Source organism: Vibrio sp. B1Z05 (assembly GCF_052955985.1).
In genome coordinates this window covers 2,782,236-2,808,235 of the sequence record NZ_CP130463.1, presented here as the reverse complement: position 1 = coordinate 2,808,235, position 26,000 = coordinate 2,782,236, and the positions used below count along the sequence as shown (strand labels likewise).

The following is a 26,000-nucleotide window of genomic DNA, read 5'->3' as shown; positions in this document are numbered from 1 at the left end:
TCTAAGGAACAAGATAAATGTCAAAGCGCGGTCTAGGTAAAGGATTGGATGCACTGTTATCGACAAGTGCGATAGCAAGAGAGAAAAATACGCCAACTCATGAGTCTGATTCAGTCAGTACATCTACGAGTGGAGACATGCAGGATATAGCTGTAGAGCGTTTACAGCCGGGTGTTTATCAGCCTCGAACAGAGATGGATGAGGACGCCCTAGCAGAATTGAGCGCGTCCATTCGCTCTCAAGGTATTATTCAACCGATTGTTGTCCGTCAAGTTGACAACAATAAGTATGAAATCATTGCAGGTGAAAGGCGTTGGCGCGCAGCCAAACAAGCGGGGTTAACTCAGGTTCCTTGTGTTGTTAAGCGTGTACAAGACAAAGCCGCAATCGCAATGGCCTTGATTGAAAATATTCAACGTGAAAATTTAAATGCCGTTGAAGAAGCGCATGCGTTAGAGAGTTTAAGAACTAAATTCGAATTATCGCATCAACAAATAGCTGAAGTAATAGGAAAGTCGCGAACAGCAGTCAGTAACTTATTGCGTTTAAATCAGTTAGAAGTAGAAGTTAAAAAGTTGGTTTCTGATGGATTATTGGATATGGGGCATGCCAGAGCTCTTTTAGCAATTGATGGGAAGCAACAAGTTGAATCAGCACTAATCGCTGTTAAAAAACAACTTACAGTTAGACAAACGGAACAACTGGTAAAAAATATCCTTCAGCCGCCAGCCAAAGAAGATAAAAAAATTATCGATCAAGAGGCGGTTTCTTTGTCAGAAAAATTGTCAAAAACGCTTGGAAATGAAGTTTCTTTGATTAGAAACAAAAGTGGTACAGCAAAATTGACGATTAGTGTTGACGAGCCTCACAAATTAGAACTGTTAATCGCGAAGCTTGAACGCATCGTGTGATAATCGGTTCAGTTCAAGTAGATCCATATAGTCATTATTTTTCGTGAATTTTCACATGCAATACATGACGTTGGAGACATAATTCGGAATTTTTGCTTGATGAAAGTTGAGCAAAAGTTGTTTTTCGAGGAAATGAATACATGGTAACTGCGTTAACGAGACCAGGGCGAGAGCTTGCAAAGCGTTTGCTTATGATCGAGTTTAGCGCGGTTATGTTAGTGGCAACTTGGGCAAGCATTACTGTTAATCCTAGTTGGGGACTATCGGCACTTATCGGTGGTGGCATTTTTGTCATAGCCAATGCAGTGTTTTCTTTATTCGCGTTTATGTATGCAGGCGCTAGAGCGGTCAAATTTGTCGCTTTTTCGTTTTATACAGGTGAAGCGCTAAAGATACTCCTAACTATAGTTTTGTTTACCATTGCTTACGTGTATATGGAGTTGGAACTTGTTCCTCTCAAGCTAACCTATTTGCTGGTCTTACTTATAAATATGTTTGCGCCAGTGTTTTTTATTAACAAAAGAAAATAGGAAAAGTTATGGCTACGCCTGGTGAAGCGTTGACATCTTCCAGTTATATCGACCACCACTTACAACATCTATCTTTAGCTAAGTTAGGCGTTGTAGCTGAGGGTAGTTTCTGGAATGTGCATATCGATAGCCTGTTCTTTTCTGTGTTAACTGGTGTGTTATTCCTTTGGGTATTTCGCTCAGTAGCTAAGAAAGCAACAACTGGTGTACCAAGCCGATTGCAATGTGCTGTAGAAATGGTAGTGGAATTCGTTGGTGAGAACGTAAAAGACACTTTCCATGGACGCAACCCGTTGATTGCACCGTTGGCATTAACAATATTCGTGTGGATTATTTTAATGAACTTGATGGACCTTGTGCCTATCGACTTCTTACCTTATCCAGCACAGCTAGCCGGTATCCCTTATCTTAAAGTGGTTCCGACAGCTGACGTGAGTATTACGATGTCTATGGCACTTGGTGTTTTTGCTCTGATGATTTACTACAGCATCAAAGTTAAAGGCATCGGTGGCTTTGCTAAAGAATTAGCACTGCATCCTTTTAACCATCCACTCATGATTCCGTTCAACTTATTGTTGGAAACGGTATCCCTACTGGCAAAACCTATCTCTTTAGGTATGCGCTTGTTCGGTAACATGTTTGCAGGTGAGGTTGTGTTTATTCTTTGTGCTGCAATGCTCCCTTGGTACTTACAATGGGTAGGTTCTCTACCTTGGGCTATCTTCCATATTTTGGTTATTTTGATTCAAGCCTTTGTATTTATGATGCTAACGATCGTATATCTATCGATGGCTCATGAAGATAGTGATCACTAATTTTATAAACGTAAACTCTAAAATTTTTATTGGAGAATTTTCAAATGGAAACTGTTCTAAGTTTTTCTGCTGTTGCTGTAGCGATCATCGTTGGTCTGTGTTCAGTAGGTACTGCTATTGGCTTCGCTATCCTAGGTGGTAAATTCCTAGAAGGCGCTGCACGCCAACCAGAAATGGCCCCAATGCTGCAAGTTAAGATGTTTATCATCGCGGGTCTTCTAGATGCGATCCCAATGATCGGTATCGTAATCGCACTGCTATTCACATTTGCAAACCCATTTGTTGGTCAACTAGCAGGTTAATCAGTAGATCGTAGATCATTCATCTGAAACTTTGTTGATTAATTAAAAGGGGTAGCTGTTGTGGAAATGAACGCAACTCTGCTAGGTCAAGCAATCTCGTTTGCAATGTTTGTCTGGTTCTGCATGAAGTATGTATGGCCACCAATCATTGAAGCGATCGAAGAACGTCAGAAGAAAATTGCTGACGGTCTATCTGCCGCTGAACGCGCAGAAAAGAACTTGAACCTGGCACAAGCCAACGCTTCTGAACAATTAAAAGAAGCGAAGCGCACAGCAACTGAGATCATCGATTCAGCGAACAAACGTAAAGCTCAAATTATTGATGAAGCACGCGAAGATGCACAGGCGGAACGCCAAAAAATCTTAGCGCAAGCTGAAGCAGAAGTTGAAGCTGACCGTAGCCGCGCTCGCGATGAACTGCGCAAACAAGTTGCTACTCTGGCTATTGCTGGTGCCGAGAAAATCTTGGAGCGCTCAATCGATAAAGATGCGCAACAAGATATTCTTGAAAACATTACTGCAAAACTTTAATACAAGGGGCGCTTATGTCGGATTTGGTAACAATCGCACGCCCCTATGCTAAAGCAGCATTCGATTTTGCGGTAGAAAAAGACACGTTAGACCAATGGGGTCAAATGTTGGCTTTTGCTGCCGAAGTAACGAAGCACAAAGAAATTTCTGATGTATTAGATGGCTCATTAACAGCCAACAAATTATCAGAACTGCTCATTGTGGTTTGTGGCGAACAACTTGATGAACATGGCCAAAACCTACTTAAGGTGATGGCAAGTAACGGTCGATTAAAGGCGTTACCTTCTGTTCTAGCTGAGTTTTTAGCTCTTAGACGAGAGCACGATAAGCTTATTGATGTGGATGTGATTTCTGCTTCTGAGCTGTCGAAACAACAGCAAGACAACATGATTAGCAAGTTAGAGCAACGCTTTGACCGCAAAGTGAAGCTGAATTGCAGTATAGATGAGACCCTACTTGGTGGGGTTATTATTCGAGCCGGAGACCTAGTCATTGATAACTCAGCGCGAGGTCGTTTGAACCGCCTGAGCGATGCATTGCAGTCTTAATGGGGATTGGAGCATGCAACTTAATTCCACGGAAATTAGCGATCTAATTAAACAACGTATTGAATCTTTCAACGTTGTAAATGAAGCTCGCAACGAAGGTACTATCGTTTCGGTAAGCGATGGCATCATTCGTATCCACGGCCTTGCAGACGTTATGCAAGGTGAAATGATTGAATTACCGGGTGGCAAATACGCACTCGCACTTAACCTTGAGCGTGACTCGGTTGGTGCAGTAGTAATGGGCCCATATGCTGACCTACAGGAAGGCATGAAAGTTACAGGTACTGGTCGTATCCTTGAGGTTCCAGTAGGCCCTGAATTACTAGGTCGTGTTGTAAACACACTTGGTGAGCCTATTGATGGTAAAGGACCGATCAACGCTGCACTAACTTCTCCTGTAGAAGTTATCGCACCTGGCGTTATCGACCGTAAGTCGGTAGACCAACCTGTACAAACTGGTTATAAGTCAGTTGATTCCATGATCCCTATCGGTCGTGGTCAGCGTGAACTTATCATCGGTGACCGTCAGACTGGTAAAACAGCGCTGGCAATTGATGCCATCATTAACCAGAAAGATTCTGGTATTTTCTCAATTTATGTAGCAATCGGCCAGAAAGCTTCAACCATCGCTAACGTGGTTCGTAAGCTTGAAGAGCACGGTGCACTAGCCAACACAGTAGTAGTTGTTGCTTCTGCATCTGAATCTGCTGCACTGCAATACCTAGCGCCTTATGCGGGTTGTGCAATGGGTGAATACTTCCGCGACCGTGGCGAAGACGCATTGATCATCTATGATGATCTGTCTAAGCAAGCGGTAGCGTACCGTCAAATCTCTCTACTACTGAAACGTCCACCGGGTCGTGAAGCATTCCCTGGTGACGTATTCTATCTTCACTCTCGTCTACTAGAGCGTGCTGCTCGTGTAAACGAAGAGTATGTAGAGCGTTTCACCAAGGGTGAAGTAAAAGGTAAGACAGGTTCTTTGACCGCTCTTCCTATTATCGAAACCCAAGCAGGTGACGTATCAGCATTCGTACCTACAAACGTAATCTCGATTACTGATGGCCAGATCTTCCTTCAAACTGAACTATTCAACGCCGGCGTACGTCCAGCGGTTGACCCAGGTATCTCGGTATCTCGTGTAGGTGGTTCAGCGCAGACTAAGATCATCAAGAAATTGTCTGGTGGTATTCGTACAGCACTAGCTCAATACCGTGAACTAGCAGCATTTGCTCAGTTCTCTTCAGACCTTGATGACACGACTAAGAAGCAACTTGATCATGGTGCTAAAGTGACAGAACTGATGAAACAGAAGCAATACGCTCCTATGTCAGTGTTCTCACAAGCCCTTGTTATCTTTGCTGCTGAGCGTGGTTTCCTAGAAGATATTGAACTTAATAAGATTCTAGATTTTGAAGCCGCTCTACTGTCGTATGCTCATGGTCAGTTCGCTGATCTAGCGGAAGAGATCAACCAAACGGGTGCTTACAACGACGAAATTGAAGCTCAGCTTCAAAAAATCGTCACTGATTTTAAAGCAACCCAAACCTGGTAATTGGTTGGTGACTTGAAAGAGTCACCTACTAACGGAGAGTAACGATGGCCGGCGCAAAAGAAATACGTAATAAAATCGGTAGTGTTAAAAGCACACAGAAGATTACGAAAGCAATGGAAATGGTAGCCGCTTCAAAAATGCGTCGCTCGCAAGATGCGATGGAAGCGTCCCGTCCATATGCAGAAACAATGCGTAAGGTGATCGGTCATTTGGCTAGCGGTAGCCTAGAGTACAAACATCCGTACCTAGAGGAACGCGAAGCCAAGCGTGTTGGTTACATCATAGTTTCTACTGACCGTGGTTTGTGTGGTGGCTTGAACATTAACTTGTTCAAAAAAGCCATTCTAGATATGCAAACTTGGCAGGAAAGTGGTGCTGAAATTGACTTAGCCGTTATCGGCTCAAAGGCAACAGCATTCTTTAACAACAGCGGCGCGAAAGTAGCAGCTCAAACTTCTGGTCTGGGTGATAACCCAAGTCTGGAAGATTTGATCGGTTCAGTACGCGTTATGTTGAAGAAATATGATGAAGGTGAGTTGGATCGCCTCTTCATAGTGTTCAATAAGTTTGTGAACACTATGGTTCAAGAACCAACGATCGATCAATTACTGCCTTTACCTAAATCAGACAGCGAAGAAATGCAGCGTGACCATCAGTGGGACTACATTTACGAGCCAGAGCCGAAACCTTTGCTAGATGCATTGTTGATTCGTTATATCGAATCTAGTGTGTATCAAGGCGTGGTTGAGAACCTAGCTTGTGAGCAGGCCGCTCGAATGGTGGCAATGAAAGCTGCAACGGATAACGCAAACAACCTGATCGAAGATTTACAGCTTGTGTATAACAAAGCTCGTCAGGCTGCGATTACCCAAGAGCTATCAGAAATTTGTTCTGGTGCAGCTGCGGTTTAGTTTTAGGACAACGAATTAGTTTAGAGGATTAACAATGGCTACAGGTAAGATCGTAGAGATCATCGGTGCGGTAGTCGACGTAGAGTTCCCACAAGGCGAAGTACCACGTGTATACGACGCACTTAACGTAGTTGACGCTCCAGAACGTTTAGTTCTTGAAGTTCAACAACAGTTAGGCGGTGGCGTAGTTCGTACTATCGTAATGGGTAGCTCAGACGGTTTACGTCGTGGACTAGATGTTATAAATACTGGTGCTCCAATTACAGTTCCAGTAGGTACTAAAACTCTTGGTCGTATCATGAACGTTCTTGGTGACGCGATTGATGAGTGTGGAGATATCGGTGCTGAAGAGCATTACGAAATTCACCGACCAGCGCCTAGTTATGAAGACCAGTCAAACGCGACTGAACTTCTAGAAACTGGTGTTAAAGTTATCGACTTGGTTTGCCCATTCGCTAAGGGTGGTAAAATCGGTCTATTTGGTGGTGCAGGTGTAGGTAAGACCGTTAACATGATGGAACTTATCAACAACATCGCACTACAGCACTCTGGCCTATCCGTATTTGCGGGTGTAGGTGAGCGTACTCGTGAAGGTAACGATTTCTACTTTGAAATGCAGGAAGCAGGTGTTGTAAACATCGAAAACCCTGAAGAATCTAAAGTAGCAATGGTTTACGGTCAGATGAACGAGCCACCGGGTAACCGTCTGCGCGTTGCACTGACAGGTCTTACTATGGCGGAACGTTTCCGTGATGAAGGCCGTGACGTACTGTTCTTCGTAGATAACATCTATCGTTATACCCTTGCGGGTACAGAGGTATCGGCACTTCTAGGTCGTATGCCATCTGCGGTAGGTTACCAGCCAACTCTTGCAGAAGAGATGGGTGTACTACAGGAGCGTATCACGTCTACGAAGACGGGTTCTATCACATCTGTACAGGCGGTATACGTACCTGCGGATGACTTGACGGATCCATCTCCAGCAACCACGTTTGCTCACTTGGATGCAACGGTTGTACTTAGCCGTAACATCGCTGCTATGGGTCTATACCCTGCGATTGACCCACTGGATTCTACATCTCGTATGCTTGATCCATTGGTTGTTGGTCAAGAGCACTACGATGTGGCTTCAGGCGTTCAAACTACGCTACAGCGCTATAAAGAGCTAAAAGATATCATCGCAATCCTAGGTATGGATGAGCTTTCTGAAGAAGATAAGCAAGTGGTATCTCGTGCGCGTAAGATTGAGAAGTTCCTTACTCAGCCTTACCACGTAGCGGAAGTATTTACAGGTGACCCAGGCGTTTACGTACCTCTTAAAGAGACTCTACGTGGATTTAAAGGCCTACTAGCTGGTGATTACGACGACATTCCAGAGCAAGCATTCATGTACTGCGGTAGCATTGATCAAGCTCTAGAGAACGCTAAGAAGCTATAAGTCTGATTAGGAGGCAATATGGCAGCAATAACCTTTCACCTTGACGTAGTTAGCGCAGAGAAAAAACTGTTTTCTGGGCGCGTAGAAACGTTCCAGGTGACCGGTAGCGAAGGTGAGCTTGGTATTTTCCACGGCCACACTCCGCTGTTGACCGCTATTACTCCTGGTATGGTTCGCATCGTGAAGCAGCACGGCCACGAAGAGTTCATTTATGTCTCTGGTGGTATTGTTGAAGTTCAGCCTGGTACAGCAACTGTACTGGCTGATACAGCAATTCGTGGTGAAGATATCGATGCTTCTAAAGCAGAAGAAGCCAAACGCAAAGCTGAAGAGAGCATTCTTAATCAGCACGGCGACATGGACTTTGCTCAGGCAGCCAGTGAATTGGCTAAAGCGATTGCTCAAGTTAGAGTTGCAGAACTTACTAGAAAGCGTCGCTAATTTATTAGCCATAGCGTATCGAAAAAAGGTGGCCCTAGGGTCACCTTTTTGTTTTGTGCCAAATCTAGGATGTTTAGGTTAATATATAGCTAAGTGGCTTATATCACTAAGTGACTTCAGGATGCGTGTCATCCTGAGGTCACTTAGTGATGTAAACATGTAATACCAATCGTACTAAATAACTGGTCATTCTAGCTTGTTAAAATACTCGATAACGGCGTTAGAATTTTTGATTGTAGAATAACTACTTATCAAAAAATCCTGCCTTGTTCTCGAGCATTTTTCCTGCGCTATTTCTGACTACTTACTTAGTGTGATTGGTATAACTCAACGTTTAAAACAATAATAATTCACGATCAGTTTCAAGGAATAATAGGTGATGAACAATTTTAGTGCTGTGATTCTGGCTGCGGGCAAAGGCACTCGCATGTACTCTAAAAAGCCAAAAGTACTGCATACATTGGCCGGTAAACCAATGGCAAAGCATGTTATTGACACGTGTGTTGGTCTAGAAGCTAACAACATCCATTTGGTGTTTGGTCACGGCAGTGAGCAGATGAAAGCAACGTTAGCACACGAGCCAGTGAACTGGGTTGAGCAACGCGAACAATTGGGTACTGGGCACGCTGTTGATCAAGCATCACCTCATTTTGCTGATGATGAAAAAGTATTGGTTCTTTACGGTGATGTTCCTCTTATCACCACAGAAACCGTATCGGCACTACTTGATGGCCAACCAGAAGGTGGCGTAGGGCTGCTAACGGTTGTTTTGGATAATCCTATGGGTTACGGCCGTATTGTGCGTGAGAACGGTTCTGTAGTGGCTATCGTGGAACAAAAAGATGCCACAGAAGAGCAAAAAACCATCTGTGAAATCAACACAGGTGTATTGGTTGCTGACGGTAAAGATTTAAAACGTTGGTTGTCTAACCTCAGCAATGATAATGCTCAAGGTGAATACTACTTAACGGATATTATTGCTGCTGCGCATAACGACGGCAAAAAAATTGAAGCGGTACATCCGGCTAGCGCTGTTGAAGTGGAAGGCGTAAATGATCGTCGTCAACTGGCTCGTCTAGAGCGTGCTTACCAGCAAATGCAGGCAGACAAACTGTTAGAGCAAGGCGTAATGCTTCGCGATCCTAGCCGTTTTGATCTACGCGGCTCTTTGCAATGCGGTATGGATGTTGAAATCGATGCTAACGTCATCATTGAAGGTAGCGTGACTATCGGTGATAACGTGGTTATCGGTGCAGGCTGTGTACTTAAAGATTGTGAGATTGATGACAATACTATCATCCGTCCATATTCAGTGATTGAAGATGCGACCGTTGGTGAAGAGTGTACTGTAGGGCCATTTACTCGTCTGCGCCCAGGCGCTGAACTGTGTAATGATGCGCACGTAGGTAACTTTGTGGAAGTGAAAAACGCCCGCATTGGTCAAGGCTCTAAAGCTAATCACTTAACTTACTTAGGTGATGCTGAAATTGGTGAGCGCACTAACATTGGCGCAGGTACTATTACTTGTAACTACGATGGTGCGAACAAATTCAAAACCAACATAGGTAATGATGTATTCGTGGGCTCTGACAGCCAGCTTATTGCTCCAGTGACTATTGCCGATGGCGCCACCATAGGTGCAGGTTCTACTGTGACTAAAAATGTCGGCGAAAATGAGCTGATCATTTCTCGCGCTAAAGAGCGTCGCATTGCTAACTGGCAACGTCCGGTAAAGAAGAAAAAATAGACTGAGCGTCATCGAAATATGGACTCAAAAATAACCCCGCTTTTAGCGGGGTTATTTTTTAATGGTTTGGTATTGCGTAGCGTCTTTCAAGCCAACGTACGCCTTGTGAGACCGCAAGTATCAACACTAAATACTCTAAAACTAGAAAGGTATAAATTTCTAGAGGTAAGTACTCATTAACCACCAGCTCATTGGCACGTCTAGTCAGGTCGCTTAAACCGATAACACTGACCAAAGATGACATCTTCAATATGTAGACAAATTGATTACCTAAAGGTGGCAGTATTTGGCGTAGAGCTTGCGGGAATATCACCAAGCGCATGGTCTTCCAGTTGCTCAATCCTAATGAGTGCGCCGCTTCATGTTGCCCGCGATGAATCGCCTGAATCCCCCCTCTAAATACCTCTGCCATAAAGGCACTTTCAGCAATAGATAACGCAATCACTCCCGCCCAATAATGATCGAGAGAAATGTCCATTAACGTGGGGAGACCATAGTAGACCCAAAGCAATAGCACCAGTACGGGAATAGAGCGTATGGATTCGACGTAGACTCTGTTAACGCCGCGTATATAAGGGTTTTCTGACAGTGCCGGAAGGGCAATAAAAAAGCCAATTAACATGGCAAAACACATACTAAGCAGCGAAACGCTAATGGTGGCACTAAAACCATCAATCAGAAATTTTACATTGGTTAGGCCTTGCTCCGTGGACGGATCAAGCACATACCATCCCCACTCATAGTCAGAACAACCAGTGAGAAAAACACAACAAAGTAACACAGTGAGAAGATTAAATTTCAAAATATGCCCATCCTTAAGCATACTGTTGACTAGAAACTGGTATGGTATCAGTACCACAAAGTAAACGTTACTGATTTTTAAAAGGATTTATGATGAAAAAGTTACTTTTAGCATTGGGGCTATCTCTTGTAACACTCTCTTCTGCCGTGGCAGAAACCAGTCGACTGCAAGAGATTTTAAGCAGTGGAGTATTAAGGGTCGGTACGACTGGTGACTGGAACCCTATGACCATGAAAAACCCGGCTGACAACAGCTATCGAGGTTTTGATATTGATGTAACCACCGAGCTTGCCAAAGATCTTGGGGTGAAAGTGGAATATGTGGCGACGGATTGGAAAACACTGGTCAACGGCATTACCGCCAACAAATACGACATCACAGGAAGTGCATCTCTGAATATGTCTCGCGCGAAAGTCGCCGGTTATAGCCAACCTTATTTTTACTTAGCCTTTGTGCCAGTAGTGCCGAAGAAAGATCTCGATAAATACTCCGATTGGGCTGACTTTAATCAGCCGGATATTAAAGTGGCCGCCACTCTTGGCACAGTGCAGGAGAAAATGGTGAAAGACTTTTTCCCACAAGCACAACACATAGTGATTGAAGCGCCGGCAAGAGATTTCCAAGAGTTATTGGCGCGCAGAGCGAATGTATCGGTAACCTCAAACGTAGAAGCGGCAACGCTGGTGGAGAAGTTTAAACAACTCGCGATAGTGCCCGTTAAAGAGCCGAAAAACCCAACGCCAATCTCTATGTTGTTGCCGCAAAAAGACCAAGTATGGATCAACTATGTGAATCACTGGGTTGAGCTAAAAACCACTCAAGGCTTCTTTGATAAAACAGCTAAGAAGTGGGGCTTAACGAGCTTATAGAGCTTTTTACTTACTATGATCTAAAAGGTAAAGCCTTACTTTAGGGCAGGAAGATCTTAAGCAAAAGGGAGCGAATATCGCTCCCTTTTCATTTTTAATGTGACCAATTAGTACGACTAAGCCGTCGCTTCAATCTCTTTTGCCGTATCAATCTCTTTTTCCCTATCAACCCCAGCGCCTTTATTTCTAGCTAGCCATAAGCCACCAGCAAGACCAAGTAAGCAAATTAGCATAGTCCAACCTGTCGCAATCAGTGCTTGTTGAGCAAACAGTGCCACCAGCATACTGGCAATACTGCTGATACAAATTTGAATGCTGTTTTGCAGCCCGGCAGCAGTTGCTGGGCTATGTTGAGCACTAGATAAAGCTCGATTCACGACGATTGGATAAAGTGCGCCGTTGGCGATAGCGACAAAACAAAACGGCACTAGAACTGGCCATATTGAAGTTAAAGTGCTTTGACTGGCAATAAATACCGTGACTACTGCAAAGGTAAATAACGTCAAAATAATGGAGAGCACTTTCCCATCACCATAACGTTCCACACTCTTTTTACCCACGTATCCACCCACCATAAAAGCAATAGTTTGTGGGATAAAACTCATGCCAATATCTTTTGCCGAATACCCCAGTTGCGCCATGATTTCTGGCATACCGGTTAAATAGGCGAAAAACACCGCTGATGTGACAGAGAAGATCAGCACATTGCCGATAAAAATACGGTTTTTTACTAAACTGCCGAGATCGGTGCGCAAAGAAACGGTTTTGCTTGGCTTTGCTTCTGCAGGTTGCTTTACGGTGACAAAAAATAACATCGTACCAATAATGGCGAGCGTAGCAAAAATACTTTCCCAGCCTAAAGTGGTGTTGAGCAGCACACCTAGTTGCGGTGCTAGCGCAGGGGATAAGGCAACTAAGGGCATGATAGAGGCAAAGATGCGCTGGCGTTGCTCTGCGTGGTAGCGCTGAATCACTATGGCTTGCCAGATTACGGTTGGGGCACAGACACCGATGGCTTGGATAAATCGAAATGCCAGTAATTGCGATATGTTACTGCTCAAGGCAATCCCGACAGAGGCGAGGGTAAAAATAGCCAAGCCCAATGCCAGTGAGCGTTTAAGACCAAATCGGTCTGATAGTATTCCCCATGCCAATTGACCCATAGCAAGGCCGACCAAAAAGATACTTAATGACAGCGCGATAGGTTCAGGGCCAGTCGCAAAATCGGCTTGCAAGGTTTGAAATGCCGGCAGGTACATATCGGTTGCGATAAAGCCAAGCATTGAGAGTAGGGCGAGATACCCTAACTGTAATTTACTGATAGACATGAAAAGTTGCTTCAAAAATATGGATTGCGGGTATTCTAAATTGGCTTAACCAACAAATTAAACGCTAATATATGTAGTTATCTATCAAAAAATTTGAAAGCTAGAGTTTTACGTTATGTTATCTCAGAAAAATTTTGAACTGTTGGATGTAGTGGCGAGATTAGGCAGCTTTTCCGCCGCCGCCGAACACTTACACAAAGTGCCGTCAGCAATTAGTTATTCAGTACGTCAGATAGAGCAAGAGTTAGATGTGATCCTATTTAGGCGCTTACCTAGAAGAGTTGAGCTTACTCCAGCAGGAGATATCTTTATTGAGCAGGTGCGATCTATGCTTCGTCAGATTGAAGAAGCGAAAGCACAAGCAAAACGTACTGCGCAAGGGTGGCAACAGACCTTACGGATCACTTTAGATAACATCGTAAGGCTAGATAATTTACAGCACCTAATTGATGACTTTTACCGTCAGTTCGATTTTGCGGAGCTGCAAATCAATATGGAGGTTTTTAACGGTGCTTGGGAAGCCATAGCTCAAGAGCGTGCCGATATCGTATTGGGAGCGACCTCTGCCATCCCTGTTAGCGGTGATTTTGGTATTAAAGACATGGGCAAGATGGAGTGGGTGTTTGTGTGCGCTTCCGATCACCCATTAGCAAGCAAAAGCCAATTACAGGTAGAAGATATCGCTTTGTACCCAAGTGTCAGTCTTGATGATACGTCTAGGGTGCTTCCTAAGCGTCACCAGACGTTATTCACCAATCAAAGGCGTCTTCTTACTCCGAATTGGCATACGGCGATACGTTGCATTAAGGGTGGTGTAGGCGTGGGGTTTGTTCCTGAGCATATTGCACACTCTTTGGTGAACGAAAAAACATTGGTGACTAGAGACATTGAGTTTCAGGCTCCGCCGAGTGAGTGTTGTATGGTATGGCGCAAAGACAGCAGCAATAAGCTCATTGAATGGATGCTGAATTATCTTGGTGACGAAGATAAGCTGCATAGAGACTGGGTGAGCAGCGAATAAAAAGGCAGCCATGAGGCTGCCTTAGTGTTTACTTTACGCTGTTAGCTAAGAAAGAAACGATAAGATGGGTTTTCAGACTCATCTTTATAGCCATAACCTAGCTCGTCTAAGTGACGAGAAAAACGTTCAATATCACCTTCAGTTAATTCAAATCCACACAACACACGGCCGTAATCTGCGCCATGGTTACGGTAGTTGAATAGGCTGATATTCCAATGCGTACCTAAAGTGCTGAGGAAGTTAACCAAGGCACCAGGATATTCTGGGAACTCAAAGCTGTACAATCGCTCTTTGATTGGATTTTTTGGTTTGCCACCAATCATATAGCGGATATGCAGCTTGGCCATTTCATCATCAGAAAGATCAACCACAGGGTAGCCACCTTGTTGTAGATCGTTAATGATGCTATCCAGTTCCGCTTGCCCTTCGTGCAAACGTACCCCGACAAAGATATTGGCTTGCTCATCATCGTTGTAGCGATAGTTAAACTCAGTCACCGCTCGACCGCCGATGATATTGCAAAATTCAAAGAAAGCGCCCGGACGTTCAGGGATAGTAACCGCCAGTAAACCTTCACGTTTTTCACCCAGCTCGCATCGTTCAGAGACGTAGCGTAGGCCGTGGAAGTTAGTATTGGCTCCTGACAATATGGTGGATAGCTTCTTATCTTTTAGCTCATTTTGCTCAGCAAATTTTTTCAAACCCGCTAGCGCAAGTGCCCCCGATGGTTCAGCGATAGCGCGAGTATCTTCAAAGATATCTTTAACCGCTGCGCAGATTTCATCGCTAGACACTGTGATGTGTCCATCAATGTTCTCATTACATAGACGGAAAGTTTCACTGCCAATTTGCTTCACCGCAACGCCATCAGCAAACATGCTCACTTGGTCAAGGGTGACCGGATGGCCCGCATCTAATGCCGCTTTCAAACAGGCTGAATCTTCAGGTTCAACCGCAATCACTTTAATGTTTGGCATCAGTTGTTTGACTAACACCGAAACACCCGCAGCTAAACCGCCGCCGCCCACAGGGACGAAAATATAGTCTAGATTGCCGTTTTGCTGAATCATCTCCATACCGATTGTGCCTTGTCCTGCGATCACTAACGGGTGATCGAAAGGGGGGACAAAGGTATAGCCATGCAGTTCAGAAAGTCGCTCTGCTTCTGCTTTTGCTTCGTCAAAGTTGTTGCCGTGCAACACGACATTACCGCCAAAGGCTCGCACAGCATCAACTTTGATGTCTGGAGTTGTCTTTGGCATCACTATGGTGGTGCTAATGTCTAACTTTGTGCCAGAGAATGCCATGCCTTGGGCATGGTTTCCTGCGGAGGCAGCAATCACGCCCGCTTGTTTTTGCTCTTCGGTTAGGTTGGCAACCATGTTGTAAGCGCCGCGCAATTTAAAAGAGTGTACAGGCTGACGATCTTCACGCTTAATTTGCACCTGATTGTTCAAACGTTCAGATAAACGAGGCATAGTTTGCAACGGCGTTAGGGTGGCAACTTCGTATATCGGTGCGCGCAATATTTGGCGCAGATACTCTGCGCCAGATTTGAGATTAGTAAGACTCATAGCCTCACTCCTCAAACTTAGATTTGTCTCTTACCGCTCCTTTGTCTGCACTGGTTGCCATACTTGCGTAGGCTTTTAGAGCAAACGAAACAGCACGCTCACGAGAAACAGGTTTCCAACCTAGTTGGTCTTGTTTAGCGCGACGCTCAGCAAGTTCAGCTTCAGATACCTGTAGTTCAATCGTACGGTTTGGAATGTCGATAGCAATTTGATCGCCAGAGTTTACCAAACCAATGATGCCGCCCGCTGCCGCTTCAGGAGAAGCGTGGCCGATAGACAAACCGGCTGTACCGCCAGAGAAGCGACCATCAGTCAGTAGCGCACACTCTTTGCCTAGCCCCATCGATTTTAGGTAAGTGGTTGGGTAAAGCATCTCTTGCATACCTGGGCCACCTTTAGGGCCTTCGTAGCGGATGATAACCACATCGCCCGATTTCACTTTGCCACCTAAGATGCCATCTACAGCGTCTTCTTGGCTTTCAAATACCACCGCAGGGCCAGTAAATTTAAGGATACTTTCGTCTACGCCTGCCGTTTTAACGATACAGCCATCGAGTGCAATATTGCCTTTCAGAACCGCTAGACCGCCATCTTGGCTATAGGCATTTTCTTTACTGCGAATACAGCCTTCTTTACGATCGTCATCCAGAGTTTCCCAGCGGCAATCTTGTGAGAATGCTTTGGTAGTACGGATGCCAGCAGGGCCTGCGCGGAAGAAGTCTTTTACTTCTTGTGATTCAGTTTGCATCACATCGTAATGCGCCAGTTGCTCTTCCATAGAAAGACCTAGCACAGTGCGAGATTGATTGTTGAGTAAACCAGCGCGGTTAAGCTCACCTAAGATAGCCATTACACCACCAGCGCGGTGAACGTCTTCCATATGATATTTCGGTGTAGAAGGCGCTACTTTACATAGGTTAGGAACACGACGAGACATTTCGTCGATATCTTGCATCGTAAAGTCGACATCACCTTCTTGAGCCGCTGCAATAAGGTGAAGAACAGTGTTGGTTGAACCGCCCATCGCAATATCAAGTGCAATCGCATTCTCAAAGGCTTTTTTGGTGGCGATGTTACGTGGCAGAGCCGATTCGTCATCTTGCTCGTAGTAACGTTTAGTCAGTTCAACAATGCGTTTACCGGCATTGATAAACAGCGCTTCACGGTCTGCGTGAGTGGCAAGCATTGAACCATTACCTGGCTGAGAAAGACCTAGAGCTTCGGTTAGACAGTTCATTGAGTTTGCGGTGAACATACCAGAACATGAACCACATGTTGGACATGCGCTACGTTCTACTTGTTCGCTTTGCTCATCAGATACTGTTGGATCGGCACTTTGCATCATGGCATCAACAAGATCGAGTTTGATCAGCTGATCAGAAAGCTTAGTTTTACCCGCTTCCATTGGGCCACCAGAAACAAAGATCACAGGGATATTTAGGCGCATAGAGGCCATTAGCATTCCCGGAGTGATTTTGTCACAGTTTGAGATACAAACCATGGCATCGGCACAGTGAGCATTCACCATGTATTCTACAGAATCTGCGATAAGCTCACGCGATGGTAGAGAGTACAGCATGCCTCCGTGACCCATAGCAATACCATCATCAACTGCGATGGTGTTGAATTCTTTGGCGATGCCGCCTGCTTTTTCGATTTCGCCAGCAACAAGTTGACCCATATCTTTCAGGTGAACGTGTCCTGGTACAAATTGAGTAAATGAGTTTACTACAGCGATAATAGGCTTACCGAAATCTTCGTCTTTTACTCCGGTTGCGCGCCATAGTGCGCGTGCGCCAGCCATGTTGCGGCCGTGAGTTGTGGTTGCACTGCGATAGATTGGCATAATGATTCCTTATTTCTCTGCGTCAGCTGGGTAAACGTAGTCTAACCAACCCCATTTATCTTCTGTTGTACCGTTGAATAGACCAAAATAGGTCTCTTGTAAGTCTTTAGTCACAGGACCGCGCTTACCTTCACCTACTTGAATCTGATCAACAGAGCGTACTGGAACGATTTCTGCTGCAGTACCTGTCATGAATACTTCGTCAGCAAGGTATAGCGCTTCACGCGCAATGTTTGCTTCAACAATTTCGTAGCCTTTTTCGCGAGCCAATACCATGATTGAATCACGAGTGATGCCAGGCAAAATAGCAGCGGTTGCTGGTGGTGTAATGATTACGCCGTCTTTTACGACAAAAATGTTTTCACCCGCACCTTCAGATAGATAACCATCAACACTTAGCGCAATCCCTTCATCATAACCGTGACGACGTGCTTCACCGCCAACTAGCAATGAAGATAAGTAGTTACCCCCCGCTTTAGCTGCGGTAGGGATGGTGTTTGGTGCTGCGCGGTTCCAGCTAGAGATCATCGCATCAACGCCATTTTCTAGCGCTTCTTCGCCTAAGTAAGAGCCCCAAGGGAAAGCGGCAATGATAAGTTCCATTTCACTGTCAACTGGAGGGCAAACACCTAGACCTACGTTACCCACAAAACCCAGTGGACGAATGTAAGCGCTGTCCAGTTTGTTTACACGGATAGTTTCACGGGTTGCTTCCATAATTTCTTCTACAGAGTACGGAATTGGGAAACGGTAGATTTTTGCTGAATTTTTTAGACGTTTTGCATGCTCTGGATGGCGGAAAACAACAGGCCCTTTAGGGGTGTTATAACAACGCACACCTTCGAATACTGATGTGCCATAGTGCATTGCATGAGTGAGCACGTGTACGTTGGCATCTGCCCACGGAACCATTTCACCGTTAAACCAAATATAATCTGCTGTTTTTGTAGCCATTGCTGCTTTCCTTATGCGCTCACTTTGTGCTGTAAATTGTTGTTAGGAAGTTCGTTGTTATCAATTTTGATGACGTCTACGCTAATTACATCCCACAATTTTTCAATTTGATTTGTTAAAAATGTGATAGGGCGTTCACTGTCAACGATGATTTCGACACTGGCGATTTTGCTTTGATGGTTTTGTGTGCCAGCCACTTGGCGAACGATAAATCCACGGTGACGGACCACGCGTAACACGCGCTCCATAAGCACAGGTTTATCATCGGCTTTAATATCTAATAAGTATCTCTGCATGGGTGCCTCTATTAGGTGTTCTCTAACATTTCTTCATTTGAGGCACCTGGTGGTACCAATGGCCATACGTTCTCTTCTTCATCGATGACAACGTGTAATAGATAAGCGGTTTTGCTTTCTAGCATCTCTTTTAATGCTGGCTCAACTTCTTCTTTCTTGGTGATGGTTTTACCCGGAATATCAAATGCCTTCGCTAGCATGATGAAGTCAGGGTTATCATCGAGAATAGTTTCACTGTGGCGGCCATCGAAAAAGAGCGATTGCCATTGGCGCACCATACCCAAACGTTGGTTATTGATAAGCACCATTTTCACTGGGATTTGACGACGTTTAAGCGTTCCTAGCTCTTGTACGTTCATCATAAATGAGCCGTCACCCGAGATTAAGATAGATTGGTCGTCGGGTCTTGCGACTGCCGCACCCATGGCCGCAGGTAAACCAAAGCCCATAGTGCCAAGACCTGCAGAAGAGATGAAGTTTTGAGGGTTGCGAGGTTGTATGTGCTGCGCCGCCCACATTTGGTGCTGACCTACATCAGTAGAAACAATAGAGCTGTCTGGCATCATATCGGACAGTTGTTTCAATAGTAATGGTGCGTAGATTAATTCACCAGGGTGGTTGTACTGCCATTTGAAGCTACTACGTAGGCTCTCACAGTGGTGAACCCAAGGTGTAATGTCATTTTCAATGTGCAGCTGTGGCAAAATCTCGTTGATGTCGCCACGTAGCGCTGAGTGCGCATGACGTAATTTATTAAATTCAGCTTTATCGATATCGATATGGATAATTTTGGCGTTTGGAGCAAAGGTATCTAGCTTGCCTGTTACTCGGTCATCAAAGCGAGCACCCACTACGATAAGTAGGTCAGACTCTTGCACAATCAGGTTGGCAGCTTTAGTGCCGTGCATACCTAGCATACCCAAGTAATGCGGATTATGGCGCTCAATAGTGCCGAGACCCTTTAAGGTACTGACTGATGGCATTGGATTTTTCGCTAGAAACTCTCGCGTAGTTGCCGTGGCTTTAGCAAGCTGAACACCACCGCCAACATACAATACAGGTCGACGACTTTCACGTAACAGTGCTTGTGCTAATCGGTAATCTTCTGGTTGAGGTACCGGCATCATTGGTTGCTGAAACACAGGAATATCTAATTCTGGAGCATCAGCAAGTTGAACATCTTTAGCAATATCAACGAGTACAGGGCCGGGGCGACCCGCTTTTGCCACTTCAAAAGCTTCTGCTAGAGTTGGCGCGAGATCTTCGATATCGGTCACTAGGTAGCTGTGCTTGGTACAAGACAAAGACATGCCAATAACATCCATTTCTTGGAATGCGTCAGTACCGATGTGAGAGCTTGCTACCTGTCCTGTAATTGCCACAATAGGTACAGAATCTAAGAACGCGTCAGCAAGACCTGTCACTAGGTTTGTAGCGCCGGGGCCTGAGGTTGCCATGCATACCGCAACATCTTGAGTTGAACGAGACATGCCAATAGCAGCCATTGCCGCCCCTTGCTCATGTCGGCAAAGAATATGTTCAACGCCACCATCATATAATGCGTCATAGATAGGCATTATTGCGCCACCAGGGTAGCCAAATATGGTCTTAATTCCTTGTTGGCGAAGTGCTTCTACCACTAATTGTGCGCCCGTCATTGGTTATCTCCCTTTGATGAGGCAAGCTGCTGCTTGGTTGTGTTCTTAGTCTTACTGCACATCTTGTGCTCCATGTCCTGATTAGGATCTCTATGAGACCTATAAAACTAAAAAGCCCCCGAACTTTTCAGTGCGAGGGCTTGTGAATCTTGCTGTACTAGTTTGCGCCTACTCGCCCTCGCGCGGTGTGAATAATCACCACGATAATCAGGCTGACCAGAGTTAGTAGTCGAATAGTAGTTTGCATAATTCTCAAATAAAGTTGCACAGTCTTAATACTATTAGTGGTATCACAATTTCTTGCGATCTGACAAGGAAAAACTCATTCTTTTTTCACTTTCCTTCTTTTAGTCGCTTGCCTAAACCCTATATAGGGTTGCGTAACTGGATGAAATATGGGGTTAGCGATAGTACATAGTCGGGCAAGTTTAGGGGTGTTAGCACCGCAAGTGACGGTTGAAGTTCACATTGGCCCTGGTATGCCGGGTTTTCATTTAGTGGGATTAGCCGAAACCAGTGTTAAAGAATCCAAAGACCGAGTAAGAAGTGCGATTATGAACTCTCGCTTTTCTTTTCCGAGACACAAGATCACTGTTAACTTAGCTCCCGCGGATCTCCCCAAAGACGGTGGGCGTTTTGATTTACCGATTGCTATAGGCATTTTGGTAGCCAGTGAACAGATCCCAGTAGATAAAATTAATGATGTTGAGCTAGTGGGTGAGTTGGCACTCTCGGGTGAATTACGCCCAGTCAGAGGTGTTATCTCTGCTGCCATTGCCAGTAAAAGTAAAAACCGCACCTTGATTAGTCCTGCGCAAAACGCCAGTCAGGTACGTTTGGTTGATGAGCATAGTAATTTGTCGGCTAGCAGTTTATTGCAGGTGAGTGGATTTTTAGCCTCGCAACTGGAATTGGATTTAGAGCTTGCCACTGCTATGGATGGTCCGCCGACAACAACCAAAAATATGCAAGATGTCATAGGCCAACAACAAGGAAAAAGAGCGTTAGAAATTGCGGCCGCCGGACAACACAATTTGCTTTTTGTCGGTCCTCCGGGAACAGGGAAAACTATGTTGGCGGCTCGCTTGCCGGATTTAATTCCACCAATGAGTAAACAAGAAGCTTTAGAAGTTGCGGCAGTATCTTCGCTAGTGGATCAGGATTTAGATGAAAGCTCATGGCGCAAGCGCCCCTTTCGCGCACCTCATCATTCTAGCTCTATGGCGGCCTTGGTTGGTGGTGGTTCATCGCCAAAGCCGGGCGAGATTTCATTGGCCCATAATGGTGTGCTCTTTTTAGATGAATTACCTGAGTTTGAACGGCGAGTATTAGATGCACTGCGCGAACCTTTAGAGGCAGGTGAGATCGCCATTTCTCGAGCCTCGGGAAAAACGTGTTTTCCGGCTCGTTTTCAGTTGATTGCCGCTTTAAATCCAAGCCCGTCTGGGCAGTATAAAGAAGGCCAGTTAGGGGCATCACCGCAGGTAATATTGAAATACCTAAGTCGAATCTCAGGCCCGTTTCTTGATCGCTTTGATATGTCGGTGGAAATTCCCTTGTTACCCTTAGGGACTTTAAGTGAAGGGGGTGATAGAGGTGACAGCACTGAGGTGTGCCTTGCAAGAGTCGCCCAAGCCAGAGAGATCATGCTGGCGAGAGCGGGTAAGCCCAACGCGCGATTATCGAATCGAGAAATGGATCAACACTGTGTTTTACTAAAGGAAGACGCTGAGTTTTTAGAGTTTGCGATTACTCGCTTAGGGTTGTCGATACGTGCTTATCATCGAATTATCAGAGTGGCGCGTACCATTGCCGATTTAGCCTTGTGCGAAACAATAACCAGAGAGCATTTAAGCGAAGCGTTGGGGTATAGATCGATGGATCGTCTGTTGTTGTCGATTCATCGACAAGTGGCAGGGTAAACCAGAAATAAGAAGGGGAGCTTTAAGCTCCCCTCTAATATTATTTAAGAGTTAATTATTTGAGAGTTAATAGATAATTAACTAGGTCAGACAGATCTTTAGCTGATTTTACTGAACCCATTTCAACAAGGTATTTGTTGTTTATTACAATAGATGGCACACCTTTTAGGTTACTATCTTTAAATTTCTTATCAAAACGACGCGCCATTGAATCCACAGCGAATCCTTTAAATGCTGCATCAAATTTCTTCGCATCTACACCTTCATCTAGGAAGATTTGACGCAGTTCTGCTTCATCACGAGGCGCTGCATTTAGCTTGTGGATGCGGTTAAACATCACCGGAATCATCTTGTCTTCAACTTCTAGCACTACCATAGTGGCGTAAGCTTTGCTCATTGATAGACCCATGCTACCTCCCATGAAAGAAACATGAGATTTTTGGAATTTAGCATTGGCAGGTAGAGATGATTTTAGGTTTTTAATGATCGGCTCAAACTGGTAGCAGTGTGGGCAGTAGAAAGAGAAAAACTCATTAACTGTCGGAGAAGATGACGCTGGCAGATCAAGCACGGTATAGTTTTGACCTTCGGTGAACTGAGCTGCGTGAACAGACAATGTTAAAAACATGGTTGCCACTAAGGCAATCAACTTTTTCATTTGTAACTCCTTCAAAAATATTCTTCTGGATACTACCAGTTAGGTGTTAGAGACAATGCTGGCTCTTGTAGCGCAGACAGTTGCTCTTTTATTGCTAATACTTGACCTTCCCAGTATTTTGCATCATTAAACCATGGAAATGCTACAGGGAAAGCGGGATCTTGCCATCTTTTTGCAAGCCAAGACATATAGTGTATTAAACGTAGACCGCGCAAAGGCTCGATCAGTTTCAATTGATTGCTATCAAAATCGCAAAATTCTTGATATCCCTCTAAAACAATATCAAGTTGCAGCAGTTTCTCCTGACGATCGCCACTGAGTAGCATCCATAGATCTTGCACGGCAGGGCCATTTCTTGCGTCATCTAAATCCACAAACATAGGGCCATCGCGCCATAAGATATTGCCCGGATGACAATCGCCGTGCAATCGGATAGGTGTGTAGTCTACTTGCCATTGCTGTTCAATAGCAGTAATTAGCGCCTGCATATCGTGGAAAAAAGCCTTTTCAATATGCGCAGGAATAAACTCACTGTTTTGTAATAGATCCCTAGATTGATAGAGGTACTCATCGAGCCCCATAGTTGGCCTGTGCTGAAAAGCGGGTTGCCCTTGACTGACTTTATGAATACGTCCAAGGAATCGGCCTACCATTTCCAGTTGATTATAGTTATCGACTTCAAACTGTCGACCACCGACACTTTCAAATAAGGTGAATAGATAACCTTTGTGCTGATGTAAGGTTTTGCCATTGATAACGACCGGAGGCGCAATAGGGATTTCATGGTCGAGTAAAGAGAGCGTGAAATCATGCTCTTCTTGGATTTGTAATTCGTTCCAACGTTGTGGTCGATAAAACTTCACCACGTAGCGTTTCTTTTCTTCGTCGACGAATTGATAAACTCGGTTTTCATAGCTATTTAATGCTAAAAAACCAGATTCGGCACGTATTCCAATACTCTCTAATGCATACCACATAAGGTCGGGCGTTAGAGAATCAAAGTTGAATAAAGAGTTCATTGTTAAATTGCCAGTGACGAAAAAAGAGGGTTATCACGCAGTATAACCCTCTGATTGCATTAATTCTTGCTAAAGCTGTTTGATAAAGCGACTTTCCACATCGATAGCGAAACCCCCTTCGGCTTCTAGCGTAAATTCAATCTTAGTCACTGGCGAGCTTAATTGTTGAGGATCCATCCCCAAACTCATTGGTAAATTGAACACTTCTCCTGGGGAGACGTTGATTGTTTGTCTGCCATACCATTTAGCATCAGTTAACCCTGAAACCGTTAAGCGATAAGTTTGTGGTTGTTGGGTTTTATTGATGATTTTCAGGGTATAGGTATTCTCTATCAAGCCATTGCTATTGGTTCTATAGAGTTGAGCGCGGTCTCGGATAATGGTGAGACCGGCGGGATCAACCGTCGATACTTGTTGTGAGAAGAAGCCCAGCATCAAAATCATCACTAAGCCATAACCGATAAGTTTCGGTCTCATGATCTTAGTGTGAGTACCTTCCAGTTTGTGCTCTGTGGTGTAACTGATCAGCCCTTTGTCATAATTCATGCGCGCCATTGTGTTGTCGCAAGCATCAATACAAGCGCCACAGTTGATGCATTCATATTGCAGACCGTCACGAATATCAATGCCTGTCGGGCACACTTGCACGCATAAATTACAGTCTATGCAGTCACCTAAACCTAATTCGCTAGGGTTTGCTTTACGTGCTCTAGGGCCTCGGCTTTCACCTCGTTTTTTATCATAGCCGACGATAAAGGTATCTTTATCAAACATAGCGGATTGGAAGCGAGCATAAGGACACATGTGAATGCAGACAATAGAGCGCATCCATCCTGCATTGGCATACGTGCAGACCGCAAAGAAAAGTACCCAGAAATAAGTCCAAGACGAAGCGTTTAAAGTAAAGAAGTCATACCAAAGTGCATGTACTGGAACAAAGTAGGCAACAAAAGTCATGCCTGTTAATAGCGCGATACTCCACCAAGCCATGTGTTTAGCGGTTTTGCGCATCATTAGCGAGCGGGTAAGCGGCTGAGAATCCTGTTTTTTACGTTTGTTAGCAGCGCCTTCTAGCTTCTCTTCAAACCAGATATACATGAAGGTCCACACGGTTTGTGGGCATAAATAGCCACACCAAACTCGACCTAAAAAGGTGGTAATAAAAAACAGCCCAAACGCTGCAATCATAAAGAGTAAAGCTAAAAGCGTGAGATCTTGCGGGTAAAGGGTAGTACCAAAAAAGTTGAATTGTTGCTGTCCTATATCCAATAGGATGGCTTGACGTTCGCCATAGGGAATCCAAGGGATAACGGCAAACAGTAACAACAATACCCAAGCACCATAGCGACGTAGTTTTTGAAATACGCCCGAGCTTGCTCTTACATAGATGCGATTGCTTGGGTTAAACCTATCTCCTTGGCTCTTGTGCGCTTTTGGGTTGAACTCTTTGGGGGTAACGTCTTTGACGTTGATGCGATCCTTACTCATTTCATATTCTCAACCAAAATCCTAGGCTCAGTATATCGGATAATATGAAAATGATTTGTTATATGAGTTGCAGAAATAAGCAGGGCGTTAAGTTTAGCGGTAAAAATTTAGGGGGGGAGAGGGAGTGAAACTAAGGGCCAGCAATATACAGCTACCCCTTAACTATTATGATTGGTCTATAGCTAGTCAATAATGCCACGAGCACGTAGAAGAGCTGTTTTAAAATCGTCTTCTTTGTCTTTAGCTAAACCAGGGATTTCTTCTTGTTGTTCGCTATTACGCATCTTTAGATGGTAAATAAGAACATCATCACTTAGATCTTCCAGTTTGCCTTTGTAACCTGCTTCTTCTGCAAGCTTAAGTAGAAACTCGACCAAATTCAGGTTTGGATCTTTTTTCCACTCAGGGTGTAGTAGTTCAATTACTTCATTAACGCGATGGCATTTCATGGTCTTCTCCATAGAACTTGAGATGTGCGCTTAACTTAACAAAAAGAGTATCAAAAAGATAAGAAAAAAGCGTATTTGAATAGTTCAAATACGCTTTTAATATAGAGAATAAGATTGCAAAAAGTCAGTTTCATCAAAAACGAATGGAACTTAACTCTTTTTACTTTCTTCAGCTCTTTGTTTGTTTGATGGTACTGGCGCAAAATAATTTCTGCGATGTACCGCTCGACTGCTAGGTCGAGAAAACCTGACGGCTGTTGGAAACATACTTCACCAATGAGTCAGGCATATCCTTTGCCGTTAAACAGATACTCAACGAGTATCATGTATATATCGTACCAGATAACTTTAGATATAGAATGGGAAAACATCTAATTTTCAATGCAT

The 26,000-nt window shown here is 44.5% G+C and carries 25 protein-coding genes; 14 read left to right on the top strand and 11 right to left on the bottom strand.

Translation table 11 applies throughout. From position 1 onward, the window contains the following. The first annotated feature begins 17 nt into the window (after window positions 1-17). The 11 genes from QV280_RS12900 (at window position 18) to glmU (ending at window position 9,729) form a co-directional block, all read left to right on the top strand. On the top strand, window positions 18-911 hold the full coding sequence (locus QV280_RS12900) for a ParB/RepB/Spo0J family partition protein (protein ID WP_023404903.1): 894 nt from the start codon (window positions 18-20) through the stop codon (window positions 909-911). A gap of 140 nt (window positions 912-1,051) precedes the next feature. Next, on the top strand, window positions 1,052-1,441 hold the full coding sequence (locus tag QV280_RS12895; protein WP_023404902.1) for a F0F1 ATP synthase subunit I: 390 nt from the start codon (window positions 1,052-1,054) through the stop codon (window positions 1,439-1,441). Window positions 1,442-1,449: 8 nt separating this feature from the next. Beyond that, entirely contained in the window at window positions 1,450-2,256 is an 807-nt protein-coding gene (gene atpB, locus QV280_RS12890; protein WP_023404901.1) for a F0F1 ATP synthase subunit A, read from the top strand. 44 nt (window positions 2,257-2,300) lie between these two features. Further along, window positions 2,301-2,558 carry a F0F1 ATP synthase subunit C gene (gene atpE, locus QV280_RS12885; RefSeq protein WP_017029793.1) on the top strand — a complete coding sequence of 86 codons (258 nt, stop codon included), beginning with the start codon at window positions 2,301-2,303 and terminating at the stop codon, window positions 2,556-2,558. A 60-nt stretch (window positions 2,559-2,618) separates the two neighbouring features. Beyond that, the gene (gene atpF / locus QV280_RS12880) at window positions 2,619-3,089 is read left to right on the top strand and encodes a F0F1 ATP synthase subunit B (protein ID WP_023404900.1); all 471 of its coding nucleotides are present in this window, start codon (window positions 2,619-2,621) and stop codon (window positions 3,087-3,089) included. Between the two features lie 14 nt (window positions 3,090-3,103). After that, window positions 3,104-3,637, top strand: coding sequence for a F0F1 ATP synthase subunit delta (atpH, locus tag QV280_RS12875; protein WP_023404899.1), 534 nt, complete (start codon window positions 3,104-3,106; stop codon window positions 3,635-3,637). Window positions 3,638-3,650: 13 nt separating this feature from the next. Beyond that, window positions 3,651-5,192, top strand: coding sequence for a F0F1 ATP synthase subunit alpha (gene atpA, locus QV280_RS12870; RefSeq protein ID WP_023404898.1), 1,542 nt, complete (start codon window positions 3,651-3,653; stop codon window positions 5,190-5,192). A gap of 44 nt (window positions 5,193-5,236) precedes the next feature. Continuing rightward, window positions 5,237-6,103 (top strand): F0F1 ATP synthase subunit gamma, encoded by an 867-nt coding sequence (gene atpG, locus QV280_RS12865; protein ID WP_023404897.1) that lies wholly within the window; start codon window positions 5,237-5,239, stop codon window positions 6,101-6,103. 34 nt (window positions 6,104-6,137) lie between these two features. Next, window positions 6,138-7,541, top strand: coding sequence for a F0F1 ATP synthase subunit beta (gene atpD, locus QV280_RS12860; protein ID WP_023404896.1), 1,404 nt, complete (start codon window positions 6,138-6,140; stop codon window positions 7,539-7,541). Window positions 7,542-7,559: 18 nt separating this feature from the next. Further along, a complete protein-coding gene (locus tag QV280_RS12855; protein ID WP_021714809.1) occupies window positions 7,560-7,982 on the top strand; it encodes a F0F1 ATP synthase subunit epsilon in 423 nt (140 codons plus the stop codon). 379 nt (window positions 7,983-8,361) lie between these two features. Beyond that, window positions 8,362-9,729, top strand: a complete 1,368-nt coding sequence (glmU, locus tag QV280_RS12850) for a bifunctional UDP-N-acetylglucosamine diphosphorylase/glucosamine-1-phosphate N-acetyltransferase GlmU (RefSeq protein WP_152822796.1) — start codon at window positions 8,362-8,364, stop codon at window positions 9,727-9,729. A gap of 58 nt (window positions 9,730-9,787) precedes the next feature. On the opposite strand, the gene QV280_RS12845 is transcribed toward glmU, so the two are convergent. Then, window positions 9,788-10,552, bottom strand: coding sequence for an amino acid ABC transporter permease (locus tag QV280_RS12845; protein WP_172972844.1), 765 nt, complete (start codon window positions 10,550-10,552; stop codon window positions 9,788-9,790). 71 nt (window positions 10,553-10,623) lie between these two features. Here QV280_RS12845 and QV280_RS12840 point away from each other — a divergent pair, with 71 nt between their 5' ends. Then, on the top strand, window positions 10,624-11,400 hold the full coding sequence (locus tag QV280_RS12840; RefSeq protein ID WP_021714812.1) for a transporter substrate-binding domain-containing protein: 777 nt from the start codon (window positions 10,624-10,626) through the stop codon (window positions 11,398-11,400). A 116-nt stretch (window positions 11,401-11,516) separates the two neighbouring features. Here QV280_RS12840 and punC read toward each other — a convergent pair whose 3' ends face one another. After that, window positions 11,517-12,728: a purine nucleoside transporter PunC gene (gene punC / locus QV280_RS12835; RefSeq protein WP_152822801.1), complete on the bottom strand. Its 1,212-nt coding sequence runs from the start codon at window positions 12,726-12,728 to the stop codon at window positions 11,517-11,519. Between the two features lie 115 nt (window positions 12,729-12,843). Here punC and punR point away from each other — a divergent pair, with 115 nt between their 5' ends. Beyond that, window positions 12,844-13,749: a DNA-binding transcriptional activator PunR gene (gene punR / locus QV280_RS12830; RefSeq protein WP_152822803.1), complete on the top strand. Its 906-nt coding sequence runs from the start codon at window positions 12,844-12,846 to the stop codon at window positions 13,747-13,749. Window positions 13,750-13,790: 41 nt separating this feature from the next. Here punR and ilvA read toward each other — a convergent pair whose 3' ends face one another. Genes ilvA through ilvG form a run of 5 tightly spaced genes read right to left on the bottom strand, consistent with a single transcriptional unit; the run spans window position 13,791 to window position 20,077 of the window. Further along, complete coding sequence (gene ilvA / locus QV280_RS12825) at window positions 13,791-15,323, bottom strand: threonine ammonia-lyase, biosynthetic (protein WP_152822805.1); 1,533 nt, start codon at window positions 15,321-15,323, stop codon at window positions 13,791-13,793. A gap of 4 nt (window positions 15,324-15,327) precedes the next feature. After that, a complete protein-coding gene (gene ilvD, locus QV280_RS12820) occupies window positions 15,328-17,169 on the bottom strand; it encodes a dihydroxy-acid dehydratase (protein ID WP_023405260.1) in 1,842 nt (613 codons plus the stop codon). Between the two features lie 9 nt (window positions 17,170-17,178). Beyond that, complete coding sequence (locus tag QV280_RS12815; RefSeq protein ID WP_023405259.1) at window positions 17,179-18,123, bottom strand: branched-chain-amino-acid transaminase; 945 nt, start codon at window positions 18,121-18,123, stop codon at window positions 17,179-17,181. 11 nt (window positions 18,124-18,134) lie between these two features. Continuing rightward, window positions 18,135-18,419 carry an acetolactate synthase 2 small subunit gene (gene ilvM / locus QV280_RS12810; RefSeq protein ID WP_152822807.1) on the bottom strand — a complete coding sequence of 95 codons (285 nt, stop codon included), beginning with the start codon at window positions 18,417-18,419 and terminating at the stop codon, window positions 18,135-18,137. A gap of 11 nt (window positions 18,420-18,430) precedes the next feature. Further along, window positions 18,431-20,077 carry an acetolactate synthase 2 catalytic subunit gene (ilvG, locus tag QV280_RS12805; RefSeq protein WP_023405257.1) on the bottom strand — a complete coding sequence of 549 codons (1,647 nt, stop codon included), beginning with the start codon at window positions 20,075-20,077 and terminating at the stop codon, window positions 18,431-18,433. Window positions 20,078-20,472: 395 nt separating this feature from the next. Between ilvG and QV280_RS12800 the strand changes: the two genes are divergently transcribed. Continuing rightward, window positions 20,473-21,999: a YifB family Mg chelatase-like AAA ATPase gene (locus QV280_RS12800; RefSeq protein WP_152822810.1), complete on the top strand. Its 1,527-nt coding sequence runs from the start codon at window positions 20,473-20,475 to the stop codon at window positions 21,997-21,999. A 55-nt stretch (window positions 22,000-22,054) separates the two neighbouring features. Here QV280_RS12800 and QV280_RS12795 read toward each other — a convergent pair whose 3' ends face one another. The 4 genes from QV280_RS12795 to QV280_RS12780 form a co-directional block, all read right to left on the bottom strand. Next, on the bottom strand, window positions 22,055-22,657 hold the full coding sequence (locus tag QV280_RS12795) for a DsbA family protein (protein WP_023405255.1): 603 nt from the start codon (window positions 22,655-22,657) through the stop codon (window positions 22,055-22,057). Window positions 22,658-22,689: 32 nt separating this feature from the next. After that, the gene (locus QV280_RS12790) at window positions 22,690-23,676 is read right to left on the bottom strand and encodes a serine/threonine protein kinase (RefSeq protein ID WP_152822812.1); all 987 of its coding nucleotides are present in this window, start codon (window positions 23,674-23,676) and stop codon (window positions 22,690-22,692) included. A gap of 69 nt (window positions 23,677-23,745) precedes the next feature. After that, the gene (ccoG, locus tag QV280_RS12785; RefSeq protein ID WP_152822814.1) at window positions 23,746-25,164 is read right to left on the bottom strand and encodes a cytochrome c oxidase accessory protein CcoG; all 1,419 of its coding nucleotides are present in this window, start codon (window positions 25,162-25,164) and stop codon (window positions 23,746-23,748) included. Window positions 25,165-25,346: 182 nt separating this feature from the next. Next, the gene (locus QV280_RS12780) at window positions 25,347-25,625 is read right to left on the bottom strand and encodes a YihD family protein (RefSeq protein ID WP_172972845.1); all 279 of its coding nucleotides are present in this window, start codon (window positions 25,623-25,625) and stop codon (window positions 25,347-25,349) included. Window positions 25,626-26,000 lie beyond the last annotated feature (375 nt).